The sequence below is a fragment of the Rahnella sp. ATs2 genome, assembly GCF_051851855.1.
Lineage (GTDB): Bacteria > Pseudomonadota > Gammaproteobacteria > Enterobacterales > Enterobacteriaceae > Rahnella > Rahnella variigena.
This window is the reverse complement of the sequence record NZ_JBLYPL010000017.1, coordinates 1-13532: the sequence shown is the minus strand read 5'-3', so window position 1 is coordinate 13532 and position 13532 is coordinate 1. Positions and strand designations below refer to the sequence as shown.

Sequence of the window (13532 nt, the reverse complement as noted above, 5' to 3'; positions counted from 1 at the left end):
CATGGCAGTTGAAGATACTCAACCACTGATCAGTCATCTGATTGAACTGCGCAAGCGCCTGCTGAATGCCATTATCTGCATTCTGGTGGTGTTTTTAGCGCTGGTTTATTTTGCGAATGACATCTATCAGCTGGTGGCCTCACCGCTGATTAAGCAGATGCCGATGGGCGCGAGCATGATTGCGACCGATGTCGCATCACCGTTCTTTACGCCAATTAAACTGACGATGATCGTGTCGGTGTTCTTATCCGCGCCGTTCATTTTGTATCAGGTCTGGGCGTTTGTGGCGCCGGCGCTGTACAAACATGAACGACGTCTGATGATGCCGCTGCTGTTCTCAAGCTCTGCGTTATTCTATCTGGGCGTGGCATTTGCCTATTTCGTGGTGTTCCCGCTGGCGTTTGCTTTCTTTGCGAAAACCGCGCCGGTTGGCGTACAGATTGCTACCGACATTAACAACTATCTCGATTTCGTGATGGCGTTGTTTATGGCCTTTGGTGTGTCTTTCGAAGTGCCTATCGCGATTGTGCTGCTCTGCTGGAGTGGCGTGACCACGCCGGAAGACCTGAAAAAGAAACGTCCGTATGTCCTGGTTGGGGCATTTGTGGTGGGCATGTTGTTAACGCCGCCGGATGTGTTCTCGCAAACGCTGCTGGCAATTCCGATGTATCTGCTGTTTGAAATCGGGGTGTTCTTTGCCCGTTTCTACGTCGGAGCACGCCGCCGGTCTGATGTCGATACAGAGTCTGATACCGATCCGGATCGGCCTGCATAATCCTTATTCTGCTCTAAAAAACCGCCCTGTTGGGCGGTTTCTGTTTCAGGACTTCCCATGTTTGAAATCGGTATAAACCTCACCAGCAGCCAGTTTGACAAAGACCGGCCGCAGGTGGTGGAAAGAGCCCGGACCGCCGGGCTGAGCGGCATGTTGATCACCGGTACCTCTGCGCAGGAGAGTATCGAAGCGCAGATGATGGCGGCAGAGCATCCGGACTTCTGCTGGTCGACGGCAGGTGTACATCCGCATCAGGCCAGCGACTGGAACGAGCAGGTTGCTGCAAACATTCGTCAGCTGGCTGAATTGCCCAACGTCGTCGCCATCGGTGAGTGCGGGCTGGATTTCAATCGCAACTTTTCGCCAGCTGACCTTCAGGAAGCGGCTTTTACGGCGCAACTGGCACTGGCGAAAGAGTTACAGTTGCCGGTGTTTTTGCATTGTCGCGACGCCGGTGAGCGTTTTGCCGCATTGCTGAAACCCTGGCTGGCAGATTTGCCGGGTGGCGTTGTGCATTGTTTTACCGGCACCCGCCAGGAGCTTGAGTTGTATTTGTCCCTTGGTCTGTCGATTGGAATTACCGGCTGGGTGTGCGACGAGCGTCGCGGACTGGAGCTGCGTGAAATGTTGCCGCTGATCCCGGCTGAAAGGCTGATGCTTGAAACGGATGCGCCGTATTTACTGCCGCGGGATATGGAGAACAAACCAAAGAACCGTCGCAACGAACCGGCTTTCCTGCCGCATATCGTGAATCAGGTGGCACTGTGGCGGGGTGAAGATCCGCAATGGCTGGCGGATATCACCGATGCCAATGCGCGTAAGCTGTTTGCGTTACCGGAGCGTCGCTGAATCCATGAAAAAGGCACCGCAGAAGGTGCCTTTTGAGTTCTGATGTGTCGAAAATACCGGTCAGAGTTTCTGGAAGTGGGTATTTTCAATGCTCTGGCGAACCGGCTGATTGATCAGGTTGAGCATCAGCAGCGAACGGGCCTCGCCATCCGGCTCGGTATAAATGGCTTCGATTCCGGCGAAAATACCGTCAGTGATGACAACCGGATCGCCTTCATACGGTGTATCAGGATCGCGAACTTCAATCGTCGGCGGCTCCATCAGTTGTTTGATCACGTCCGGCTGAACAGTTGCCAGCTTTGCGCCAAAGCGGATGAAGTGACTGACGCCACGCGTTGCGTTGATCGTCGTGGTATGGATCCGCTCAGGGTCAAACTCAATGAACATGTAATTTGGAAACAGGGGCTCGCTGACCGCCGTACGGCGTCCACGCACCAGCTTTTCCAGTGTGATCATTGGTGTCAGGCAGTTTACCTGCTGGCGTTCAAGATGTTCCTTGGCGCGCAGAAGCTGACCACGTTTGCAATAGAGTAAATACCAGGATTCCATAGGTTCCCACATTAAAGCGTCGAGCGGGGCAGCATACCAAAAGCCGCTCACGAGATACAGACAGTGCAAGTCTTTGCATACGTTTGCTGATTGTCGACCCGTTATCTTTTATTATCGAAGGAATGCACCTTCTTATCCCCTCTATTAGTCTTATTTTATCAGGAGAAGTCTCATGGAGTTGTTCTTACTGAGTAACGGTAAGCTTTCAGGCGAATCTGAGTTACTGGGCTACGCGAAAGCGCGCATCCAGGCCATGTTACAGGCCCGCAAAATTACTTCTGCTGTCCTGATCCCTTACGCCCTGATCCGCAGTGATTATGACGCGCGTGCGAAAGAACTTTCAGATGCGCTGGGTATTCAGGTCAGCAGTATTCATCACGCAGCAAGCCCGGCTGAGGCGATTGCCAGCGCAGAGTGTATTCTTATCAGTGGCGGGAATACCTGGATGCTCAATCAGATGCTGCATGAAAACAGCCTGATCGTGCCAATTCAGCGCGCGGTGCGTGAGCGCAATGTGCCGTATGTCGGCTGGAGCGCGGGTTGTAATGTTGCGACGCCAAGCATTCGTACCACCAATGATATGCCGGTGCGCAATTCAGTCGTACTGCCTGCGCTGAACCTGTTCCCGGTGCAAATTAATCCGCATTATATTGATGCGCATCTGAGTGGTCACATGGGTGAAACGCGTGATGAGCGTATCGCCGAGTTCTGCGCGGTTAATCCGTCTGAATCGGTGATTGCGTTGCGTGAAGGCAGTTTGCTGCAGGTGTCCGGTAACGATCTGAGTTACTTCAGTGCCAAAGAGCAGGGTTTCAAAGTGTTCCGTCATGGGCAGGAAACGCAGGAATATCAGGATACTCATGCGATCCAACCTCTGGTACCTTTTAACTGCCAGTAATTTTTGCACAGATCTAATCCGCACCGTCAGACCAGAAATATCGGGACTGACGGTTATACTGCTTTTTCGTTATCGGCGTTTACTTAGGGTAAGAGTCTTACTAAAAAGAAACCTGCTGATAACAAAAAAGCAGCAACAACCCCGGAGAGGCTCTATAATGCCCTCCTTCAACCCGGCGACTCAGAATTAGCATGAAATACCGTGATTTACGTGACTTCCTCTCGTTACTCGAAAAGAGAGGCCAGCTGAAACGCATTAGCCAGTCTGTCGACCCTTATCTGGAAATGACCGAGATTGCCGATCGCACCTTGCGTGCCGGCGGCCCGGCTCTGTTGTTCGAAAATCCAAAGGGCTATGACATGCCGGTCCTGTGCAATTTATTCGGCACACCGCAGCGTGTGGCGATGGGCATGGGTAAAGAAGATGTCAGTGCGTTGCGTGAAGTCGGTGAATTGCTGGCGTTTCTGAAGGAACCTGAGCCGCCGCGCGGTTTTCGTGATTTATTCGACAAAGCGCCGAAGTTTAAACAAGTGCTGAATATGCCGACCAAAGTGCTGCATTCTGCACCTTGTCAGGAACAGATTTGGGAAGGCGATGCCGTTGATATCACTAAGATCCCTGTGATGCAGTGCTGGCCGGAAGACGCCGCACCGCTGATCACCTGGGGTCTGACCGTCACCCGCGGTCCGAATAAACCTCGCCAGAATCTGGGCATTTACCGCCAGCAGGTGCTGGGCAAAAACAAAGTGATTATGCGCTGGTTATCCCATCGCGGCGGCGCGCTGGATTTCCAGGAATGGTGCCAGCAAAACCCGGGGCAGCGTTTTCCTGTTTCGGTGGCGCTGGGTGCCGATCCGGCAACGATTCTTGGTGCCGTGACACCGGTTCCCGATACGCTGTCTGAATATGCCTTCGCGGGTTTGTTGCGCGGCAATAAAACCGAAGTCGTGAAGTGTATTTCTAACGATCTGGAAGTGCCGGCCAGCGCTGAGATTGTGCTCGAAGGGTATATTGAACCGGGCGAAATGGCTCCGGAAGGCCCTTATGGTGACCATACCGGCTACTATAATGAAGTAGACAGTTTCCCGGTATTCACCATTACGCACATGACGCAGCGGAAAGACGCTATCTATCATTCGACCTACACCGGCCGTCCGCCGGATGAACCTGCGGTTCTGGGTGTGGCGTTGAATGAAGTGTTTGTGCCAATCCTGAAAAAGCAGTTTCCGGAAATTGTGGACTTCTATCTGCCGCCTGAGGGTTGCTCCTACCGTCTGGCTGTCGTTACCATGAAGAAGCAATACGCCGGTCATGCGAAACGCGTGATGATGGGCGTCTGGTCATTCCTGCGTCAGTTCATGTACACCAAGTTCGTGATTGTGTGTGACGACGATGTGAATGCCCGCGACTGGAACGACGTGATTTGGGCGATTACTACCCGTATGGATCCTGCACGGGATACGGTTCTGGTAGAAAACACGCCGATTGATTATCTCGATTTTGCCTCTCCAGTTTCGGGGCTTGGCTCAAAAATGGGGATGGATGCGACCAACAAATGGCCGGGTGAAACGCAGCGTGAGTGGGGACGTCCGATTGTGAAAGATCCGGAAGTCACCGCGCGTATCGACGCTATTTGGGATGAACTCGCTATTCTTAATGATAAAGACGATGCGAAAAAATAATCGAATCTTTGTCCTACGCTTTGCTTTGATGACCCACAGAGGGAACGCATGACAACATTGAGCTGTAAAGTGACCTCGGTTGAGGCGATAACGGATACGGTGTATCGCGTCCGCTTGGTTCCGGAAGCGCCTTTCTCGTTCCGCGCGGGTCAGTATCTGATGGTGGTAATGGATGAGCGCGATAAGCGCCCGTTCTCACTGGCCTCCACGCCTGCGCAACACAATGTGATTGAGCTGCACATCGGCGCGTCGGAACTGAATCTGTACGCGATGGCGGTTATGGATCGCATTCTGAAAGAGCAGGCGATCACCGTCGATATTCCGCACGGCGATGCCTGGCTGCGTGAAGACGGCGAGCGTCCTCTGGTGCTGATTGCCGGTGGCACCGGCTTCTCCTACGTCCGTTCGATTCTTATCACCGCACTTGAGCAGCAACCGCACCGCGATATCTCCATTTACTGGGGCGGGCGTGAACTGAAGCATCTGTACGATCTTGGTGAGCTGGAAGCGATGAGCATTAATCATCCGAACCTGAAAGTGATCCCGGTAGTTGAACAGCCGGAAGAGGGCTGGCAGGGCAGAAGCGGTACCGTGCTGAGCGCGGTTTTACAGGATTTCTCTTCACTGTCTGAGCACGATATTTATATCGCCGGTCGTTTTGAGATGGCTAAAATCGCCCGTGAGCGTTTTGTCGCGGAACGCGGTGCGCAGGAAGATCGTCTGTTTGGGGATGCCTTCTCTTTCATCTGATTTGTATTTAAGGATCGGAGAGAAAGATGAAAAAGCCCGCCCCTGACAGGCGGGAAAACGGCAACTAAAACGGATAAGACACATTGATGAAAGCGGGCTGAATGCCCGCTTTTTTTGTTTTGCAGAAAGGGAAAATCAGACGCGTTCGAAAACGGTCGCGATACCCTGACCTAAACCGATGCACATGGTCGCCACGCCAAACTGTACGTCACGGCGCTCCATCAGGTTCAGCAGCGTGGTGGAAATGCGTGAACCGGAACAACCCAGCGGATGACCGAGCGCAATGGCGCCGCCGTTCAGGTTGACGCGATCTTCCATGGTTTCCAGCAGTCCCAAATCTTTCACGCACGGTAAGGCTTGTGCTGCAAAAGCTTCGTTCAGCTCGAACAGGCCGATGTCCTGCACGCTCAGTCCGGCGCGTTTCAATGCCAGTCGCGTTGCCGGTACCGGACCGTAGCCCATAATCGACGGATCGCAGCCGACCACCGCCATCGCACGGATGCGGGCGCGGGCTGTCAGACCTAAAGATTTGGCATGGGATTCGCTCATCAGCAGCATCGCTGACGCACCGTCGGACAGGGCAGAAGACGTGCCCGCCGTGACGGTGCCGTTCACCGGATCGAACGCCGGACGCAGTGCCGCCAGTGTGGCGACCGTCGTTTCCGGGCGGATCACTTCGTCGAAATCATAACGGGTCAGCACACCTTCGGCGTTATGGCCTTCTGTCGGGACAATTTCATTGGCAAAATGCCCGGCAACCGTGGCGGCATGCGCGCGCTGATGGGAGCGTGCGGCAAATTCATCCTGCATTTCACGGCTGATCTGGTGCATTTTCGCCAGCATTTCCGCGGTCAGTCCCATCATCCCCGCCGCTTTAGCGACAGTTTTGCTCAGGCCAGGATGAAAATCGACGCCGTGATTCATCGGCACATGGCCCATGTGTTCCACACCGCCAATCAGGCTAACTTGTGCATCGCCAACCATAATGGCGCGCGCCGCGTCGTGCAGAGCCTGCATGGATGATCCGCACAGGCGGTTGACCGTAGTCGCCGGCACGCTGTGCGGAATTTCCGCCAGCAGCGAGGCGTTACGGGCAATATTGAAGCCTTGTTCCAGCGTCTGCTGGACGCAGCCCCAGTAAATATCATCAATATCTTTGGCGTTCAGCGCCGGGTTGCGGGCCAGCACGGCGCGCATCAGATGTGCGGAGAGATCTTCAGCCCTGACATGGCGGAATGCGCCGCCTTTCGAACGACCCATCGGCGTGCGGACTGCATCAACAATGACTACGTTTTCCATGATTTCGGTCCTTATGCCTGATTGCCGGTGCTGAGATTTTCCAGCGGAGCGGCAACCGGATAGTAACTTTCATTGGTTTGCGCTTTGGCGCGTAACCCTGCCGGTGCCTGATACATCGGCCCCAGATGTGCGTACTGTTCGGTCATTTTCAGATATTCGGCGGTGCCGAGGGTATCAAGATAACGGAACGGCCCGCCGTGGAACGGAGGGAATCCGATGCCGTACACCAGCGCCATATCGGCTTCAGCAGGGCTGGCAATAATGCCTTCTTCAAAGCAACGCACCACTTCGTTAATCATCGGGATCATCATGCGGGCGATGATGTCCTGCGGTGAGAAGTCAGCGTGAGCCGGTTTCAGGTTATCGGCCAGCAGGCTGATCGCCTGTTCATCGACTTCCTTGCGCGGTTTGCCTTTGCTGTCTTCGCTGTAGCGGTAGAAGCCGAGCTGGTTTTTCTGACCGAAGCGCCGGTTGTCGAACAGGACATCAACCGCATCACGATAATCGCGGGCCATGCGTTGCGGGAAACCGGCGGCCATGACGGCCTGCGCGTGGTGAGCGGTATCGATGCCGACCACGTCCAGCAGATAGGCCGGGCCCATTGGCCAGCCGAACTGTTTTTCCATCACTTTGTCGATCTGGCGGAAATCAGCGCCATCTCGCAGCAGCAAACTGAAGCCGGAGAAATACGGGAACAGCACGCGGTTAACAAAGAAGCCCGGGCAGTCGTTCACCACGATCGGCGTTTTGCCCATCGCCAGTGCGTAAGAAACGATACGCGAAATGGTTTTGTCTGAAGTTTTCTCGCCACGCACGATTTCAACCAGCGGCATACGGTGAACCGGGTTAAAGAAGTGCATACCGCAGAAGTTTTCCGGACGTTTCAGCGAAGAAGCCAGCTGATCGATAGGAATAGTTGAAGTATTCGAGGCCAGAATGGTATCGGCGATGAGTAAGGATTCCGCTTCCGCAAGAACTGCGGCTTTGATTTTTGGATTTTCTACTACAGCTTCAACGACGACGGAAGCACGTTCGATGCCGCTGTAATCCAACGTTGGATGAATGGTCGACAGTACTTTGGCCATTTTCAGACCGTCGAGTTTGCCGCGCTCAAGCTGCTTGTTCAGCAATTTGGCCGCTTCGTTCATGCCGAGCGTCAGGGACTGGTCGCTGATGTCTTTCATCACTACCGGTACGCCTTTCAGCGCGGACTGATAAGCGATCCCGCCGCCCATAATGCCTGCGCCCAAAACCGCAGCCTGCTTCGGTTTTTCGCTGTCCTGCGCCAGTTTTTTAGCTTTGCCTTTCACGAACTGATCGTTAAGGAAAATGCTGACCAGTGCGCGCGCTTCTTTCGATTGTGCAAGCGGCACAAAACTGGCGGTTTCCAGCTGCAAAGCTTCGTCGCGACCCAGACGGGCAGCGGCTTCAATCGTTTTTACTGCGGTCATCGGTGCCGGATAATGTTTGCCGGCAGTTTGCATGACCATACTTTTGGCCACGCTGAAACTCATCGTCGCTTCAATCTGGCTGAGTTTCAGTGGCAGACGTTTCGGGTCACGACGGCTGTGCCATTCCAGTTTGCCGTCGATGGCATTTTTCAGCATGGTGATACCGGCGTCGCGCAGTTTATCCGCTTCAACCACTGCATCAACCAGCCCGACTTTCAGAGCCTCTTTCCCGCTGATGTTTTTACCGGCGGCGATAATTTCCAGCGCACTGTCAGTACCAATCAGGCGTGGCAAACGCACGGAGCCACCAAAGCCCGGCATGATGCCTAAGCTGGTTTCCGGCAGACCGATACGCGCATCGGCGGTGCTGATACGAAAATCCGTCGCCAGCACGCATTCGCAACCGCCGCCCAGCGCATAACCACTGATGGCAGAAAGGGTCGGCACCGGCAGGTCTTCCAGCCGGTTAAAAATGCTGTTAGCGAAATCCAGCCACTCGTGCAGTTTTTCGGCTGGCGCATTAAACAGTGATAAAAATTCAGTGATATCCGCGCCGACGATAAACGCCGGTTTGGCTGAACTGAGCAGCAAACCTTTCAGGTCAGACTGTTTTTCAAGTATCGCAATGGCTTCGCCCAGGCTGGCGACAGTTTGGGTGTCGAGCTTGTTAACCGAGCCTGGAGCATCAAACACCAGCTCCGCGATACCGCCGTCGAGCCAGTGCAGGTGTAATGTTTCGCCTTGGTAGAGCATGTGTCTCTCCTGAATCATCTGGGATGATCTGGTATGACCAGATGCTTTGGAGTGTGGTTTTTATGTTAATAATTTGCAAATGAGATGTGTTTTATTTGCAGGCAAGATCACAAACCTTCCGGGACTATGGTCACGGTGAGGCTGTGGTAAGATGCTGCATCGTCTTTCAGGTGAAAAAGGACAGTTGGATGGAATCGCTTACTACGCTTTATAAAGAACATATCGCCACGCTGCAGACGCGTGCCCGTGAAATTCTGCAACGTTCTCAGCTTGATGCGTTACTGATTCACTCTGGTGAATTGCTGACGACCTTCCTTGATGATCATAGTTATCCGTTCAAAGTAAACCCGCAGTTCAAAGCCTGGGTGCCGGTCACGCAGGTGCCTAATTGCTGGTTATGGGTGGATGGCGTGAATGCGCCGAAGCTGTGGTTCTATTCGCCGGTGGACTACTGGCACAGCCATGAACCGCTGCCGGAGTCCTTCTGGACCAAAGAAATTTCCCTGACGCCGCTGGCTAATGCCGATGACATCAAAGGCCAGTTGCCGGTTGATCTCAAGCGTGTCGGTTATATCGGCTACAGTCAGGATCGCGCGATCAGCATGGGTATCCCTGCTGCGAATGTGAACCCGAAAGCGGTGCTGGATTACCTGCATTATCAACGCGCCTACAAAACAGATTACGAACTGGCCTGTATGCGTGAAGCGCAGAAAGTCGCGGTGAGTGGCCATCTTGCGGCGAAAGAAGCGTTCCTTTCTGGCATGAGCGAGTTCGATATCAACCTGGCGTATCTGACTGCGACAGGTCACCGTGATACCGATGTGCCTTACAGCAACATCGTCGCGCTCAATGAACACGCTTCCGTGCTGCACTACACCACGCTCGATAACCAGCCACCTGCCGAAATGCGCAGCTTCCTGCTGGATGCGGGCGCGGAATATAACGGTTATGCCGCTGACCTGACGCGGACCTATGCCGCAAAACCGGACAGTGATTTCGCTGCGCTGATCAAAGATCTGAACACGGAAGAGCTGGCGCTGATCGATACGATTAAGGCTGGTGTGCGCTATACCGACTATCATGTTCAGATGCATCACCGTATCGCCAAATTATTGAAAGCGCACAAGCTGGTGGTTGATATCAGTGAAGACGCTATGGTGGAACAGAATCTGACCGGGCCTTTCCTGCCGCATGGTCTGGGACATCCGCTGGGATTACAGGTACACGATGTGGCCGGTTTCATGCAGGACGACACCGGTACGCATCTGGCGGCGCCTTCGCAATATCCGTATCTGCGTTGTACCCGTGTTCTTGAGCCGGGAATGGTGCTGACTATCGAGCCAGGTTTGTATTTCATTGATTCGTTGCTGTTACCGTGGCGGGAAGGGCAGTTCAGCAAGCACTTTGCCTGGGATCGCATCGACGCAATGAAGCCGTTTGGCGGCATTCGTATCGAAGACAACATTGTCATCCACGATAATCGTATCGAGAACATGACACGTGATCTGAAGCTGGCCTGATGCAGCCTTATTCCGTCCCCGCTGAACCTGTCAGTTTCAGCGAAGAAATAAAGAAGAGCCGTTTCATCACCCTGCTGGCGAGAACTGAGGGAGTTGAAGCGGCAAAAGCTTTTATTCAGGAGATCAGAAACCAGCACCCCGCAGCGCGTCATCACTGCTGGGCGTTTGTGGCGGGTGCGCCTGATGATTCTCAGCAACTGGGATTTTCTGATGACGGGGAACCTGCGGGCACAGCAGGTAAACCGATCCTCAGTCAGCTGATGGGAAGCGGGATCGGAGAAATTACCGCCGTCGTCGTACGTTATTACGGTGGCATTATGCTGGGAACCGGCGGGCTGGTGAAAGCCTATGGCGGCGGTGTTCAGCAGGCATTAAAGCAACTTGTCGTGCAGCAAAAAGTTCCGCTGGTGGAGTTCGCGGTGCAGTGTGATTACAGCCAGTTACAGCTGGTGGAAACCCTGCTTTCGCAAGTCGGTGGACATATTTTACGCAGTGAGTTTGGCGCTGCGGTAGATCTCGTACTGGCGCTACCCGCCGCGGATGCGCCGGCAACCGTCAGTCACTTATTCGATATCAGCCGTGGCACGCTTATCCTGCGTCCGGTTTCTTAAATTTTCTATGGTTAATTCGCTGAGGAACGCACCAGCATGCATTTTCGTGCCATAACACGCATCGTGGGGGTGCTTGTCATCCTTTTCTCGGGAACGATGATCATTCCCGGACTGGTCGCTTTAATTTACCGTGATGGTGCGGGGCGTGCATTCAGTCAGACATTCTTTGTCGCCCTGGCGATTGGGCTATTCCTCTGGCTTCCCAACCGGAAACAAAAGAGTGAGCTCAAGCCGCGCGAAGGTTTCCTGATCGTGGTGCTGTTCTGGACGGTGCTGGGCAGCGTCGGGGCATTGCCATTCCTGTTCTCTGAGCGGCCGAACCTTTCCCTGACCGATGCGTTCTTCGAATCCTTCTCCGGTCTGACTACAACAGGCGCCACCACGCTTGTCGGGCTGGACTCCCTGCCGAAGGCGATTCTCTTCTACCGGCAGATGCTGCAATGGTTTGGCGGGATGGGGATCATTGTGCTCGCGGTGGCAATTCTGCCGATATTGGGCGTCGGGGGGATGCAGTTATATCGCGCAGAAATGCCGGGGCCGCTGAAAGATAACAAGATGCGCCCGCGTATTGCTGAGACGGCTAAAACGCTGTGGCTTATCTATGTTCTGCTGACAATTGCCTGTGCTTTGTCTTTATGGGGCGCGGGGATGTCGGTCTTTGATGCGATTGGGCACAGTTTCTCGACGATTGCGATTGGCGGTTTCTCGACGCACGACGCCAGCATCGGTTATTTCCATAGCGGCACTATTAATAGCATTGTGGCGGTATTCCTGTTGATTTCCGGTTGTAACTACGGCCTGCATTTCGCAGTGCTGAGCGGGCGCAACCTCAAGGTGTACTGGCGTGATCCGGAATTTCGCATGTTTATCGGCGTGCAGTTCACGCTGGTCGTCATCTGCACGGTGATTCTGTGGATCCATAATACCTACGGCTCGCCGCTGGAAACGCTCAATCAGGCATTCTTCCAGGTAGTCTCAATGGCCACTACGGCAGGATATACCACGGACAGTATTTCCAAATGGCCGTTGTTCCTGCCTCTTTTATTATTGTGCTCTGCGTTTATCGGCGGCTGTGCGGGTTCCACCGGCGGCGGTCTGAAAGTGATCCGCATCCTGTTGCTTTATTTACAGGGAACACGCGAGCTGAAAAGGCTGGTTCACCCGAACGCGGTTTACACCATCAAACTCGGTAATCGCGCACTGCCAGAACGTATTATCGAAGCTGTGTGGGGATTTTTCTCCGCTTACGCACTGGTTTTCATTATCAGCATGCTGGCGATCGTGGCGACCGGCGTAGATAACTTCTCTGCTTTTGCTGCGGTCACGGCTACGCTGAATAACCTGGGGCCGGGATTAGGCGTTGTGGCCGATAACTTTGCATCTATGAATTCAGTGGCGAAATGGATCCTTATCGTCACCATGTTGTTTGGTCGTCTCGAAGTGTTCACATTATTGGTACTGTTCACGCCGACGTTCTGGCGCGAATGAGTTTTAAGAAAGGGAAACAAGAATGAAAGCGTTGATACTCTATTCAAGTCGTGACGGACAGACACACGCGATTGCTTCTTATATAGCAAGTGAGCTGAAAGAGAAGTGCAGCTGCGATGTCATCGATCTCGTTCATGCCGAACACGTCGATTTGAAAAACTATGACCAGGTGATGATCGGTGCTTCTATACGTTATGGTCATTTCAATCCGGTGCTGGATAAATTCGTTGAGAAACACGTGCAGACGCTGAACCAGATGCCTTCGGCATTTTTCGGTGTGAATCTGACGGCGCGTAAAGCAGAGAAGCGGACTCCGCAAACTAATGCGTATGTGCGTAAGTTCCTGCTGGCCACGCCGTGGAAACCTGCAATATGCGCAGTATTCGCCGGTGCGCTGCGTTATCCACGATATCGCTGGTTCGATAAGGTAATGATCCAACTTATTATGCGTATGACAGGTGGCGAAACCGATACGCGAAAAGAAGTGGAATACACCGACTGGCAGCAGGTGGCTAAATTCGCTGAAGATTTTGGGCAGATATCGTATAAAAAATCGCATTAATGCGGGCTTTATAGACGTATAGACCAAAAAGAAAGCATTCAGAAAGTTTTTTGAAATTAGGGGTTGCGGCCTTCTGAGAACTCCCTATAATGCGCCTCCACTGACCGGGAACAACGACTCCTCTAACGAGAACCAAGTCGCCCAGTCAGGAAGATTCAACCCGGTGAGAACACCGCATCTTGTAAAAGAAAATGGTTGACTCTTCAGGGAGAAAGAGTATTATCTGCCTCCCACGTTGCTGAGTTAAGTCTTGCAACGTACGCTCTTTAACAATTTATCAGACAATCTGTGTGGGCACTCACAAGACGATATCAGCCACTTCGGTGGCAAAATATTTACTGACAG

Annotated in this window: 12 protein-coding genes; 9 read left to right on the top strand and 3 right to left on the bottom strand. The window is 53.3% G+C overall.

Features of this window, described 5'->3' with window-relative positions; all coding sequences use genetic code 11:
• Window position 1 precedes the first annotated feature (1 nt).
• Both tatC and tatD read left to right on the top strand, forming a co-directional pair.
• The gene (gene tatC, locus ACJY2G_RS17920; RefSeq protein ID WP_120162767.1) at window positions 2–775 is read left to right on the top strand and encodes a Sec-independent protein translocase subunit TatC; all 774 of its coding nucleotides are present in this window, start codon (window positions 2–4) and stop codon (window positions 773–775) included.
• A 57-nt stretch (window positions 776–832) separates the two neighbouring features.
• Window positions 833–1624, top strand: a complete 792-nt coding sequence (gene tatD, locus ACJY2G_RS17915) for a 3'-5' ssDNA/RNA exonuclease TatD (RefSeq protein WP_113878005.1) — start codon at window positions 833–835, stop codon at window positions 1622–1624.
• 60 nt (window positions 1625–1684) lie between these two features.
• Here tatD and rfaH read toward each other — a convergent pair whose 3' ends face one another.
• On the bottom strand, window positions 1685–2173 hold the full coding sequence (rfaH, locus tag ACJY2G_RS17910; protein WP_181955594.1) for a transcription/translation regulatory transformer protein RfaH: 489 nt from the start codon (window positions 2171–2173) through the stop codon (window positions 1685–1687).
• A gap of 172 nt (window positions 2174–2345) precedes the next feature.
• On the opposite strand from rfaH, the gene pepE reads away from it, so the two are divergent.
• From pepE to fre, 3 genes are all read left to right on the top strand, one after another.
• Window positions 2346–3071 (top strand): dipeptidase PepE, encoded by a 726-nt coding sequence (pepE, locus tag ACJY2G_RS17905; RefSeq protein ID WP_430320579.1) that lies wholly within the window; start codon window positions 2346–2348, stop codon window positions 3069–3071.
• 191 nt (window positions 3072–3262) lie between these two features.
• Window positions 3263–4753, top strand: a complete 1491-nt coding sequence (gene ubiD / locus ACJY2G_RS17900; RefSeq protein WP_112290958.1) for a 4-hydroxy-3-polyprenylbenzoate decarboxylase — start codon at window positions 3263–3265, stop codon at window positions 4751–4753.
• Between the two features lie 48 nt (window positions 4754–4801).
• Window positions 4802–5503: an NAD(P)H-flavin reductase gene (gene fre, locus ACJY2G_RS17895; protein ID WP_113878003.1), complete on the top strand. Its 702-nt coding sequence runs from the start codon at window positions 4802–4804 to the stop codon at window positions 5501–5503.
• A gap of 135 nt (window positions 5504–5638) precedes the next feature.
• On the opposite strand, the gene fadA is transcribed toward fre, so the two are convergent.
• Together fadA and fadB are read right to left on the bottom strand one after the other, a co-directional pair.
• Window positions 5639–6802 carry an acetyl-CoA C-acyltransferase FadA gene (gene fadA, locus ACJY2G_RS17890; RefSeq protein ID WP_112290960.1) on the bottom strand — a complete coding sequence of 388 codons (1164 nt, stop codon included), beginning with the start codon at window positions 6800–6802 and terminating at the stop codon, window positions 5639–5641.
• 11 nt (window positions 6803–6813) lie between these two features.
• Window positions 6814–9006 carry a fatty acid oxidation complex subunit alpha FadB gene (gene fadB / locus ACJY2G_RS17885; protein ID WP_439291971.1) on the bottom strand — a complete coding sequence of 731 codons (2193 nt, stop codon included), beginning with the start codon at window positions 9004–9006 and terminating at the stop codon, window positions 6814–6816.
• A 188-nt stretch (window positions 9007–9194) separates the two neighbouring features.
• Here fadB and pepQ point away from each other — a divergent pair, with 188 nt between their 5' ends.
• Genes pepQ through hemG form a run of 4 tightly spaced genes read left to right on the top strand, consistent with a single transcriptional unit; the run spans window position 9195 to window position 13187 of the window.
• On the top strand, window positions 9195–10526 hold the full coding sequence (gene pepQ / locus ACJY2G_RS17880; RefSeq protein ID WP_439291970.1) for a Xaa-Pro dipeptidase: 1332 nt from the start codon (window positions 9195–9197) through the stop codon (window positions 10524–10526).
• Entirely contained in the window at window positions 10526–11137 is a 612-nt protein-coding gene (locus ACJY2G_RS17875; RefSeq protein ID WP_430320577.1) for an IMPACT family protein, read from the top strand. Before pepQ ends, ACJY2G_RS17875 begins: the two co-directional genes overlap by 1 nt.
• 36 nt (window positions 11138–11173) lie before the next feature.
• Complete coding sequence (trkH, locus tag ACJY2G_RS17870) at window positions 11174–12625, top strand: Trk system potassium transporter TrkH (protein WP_120162760.1); 1452 nt, start codon at window positions 11174–11176, stop codon at window positions 12623–12625.
• 22 nt (window positions 12626–12647) lie between these two features.
• Window positions 12648–13187, top strand: coding sequence for a menaquinone-dependent protoporphyrinogen IX dehydrogenase (hemG, locus tag ACJY2G_RS17865; protein ID WP_120162759.1), 540 nt, complete (start codon window positions 12648–12650; stop codon window positions 13185–13187).
• The last annotated feature ends 345 nt before the right edge of the window (window positions 13188–13532 follow it).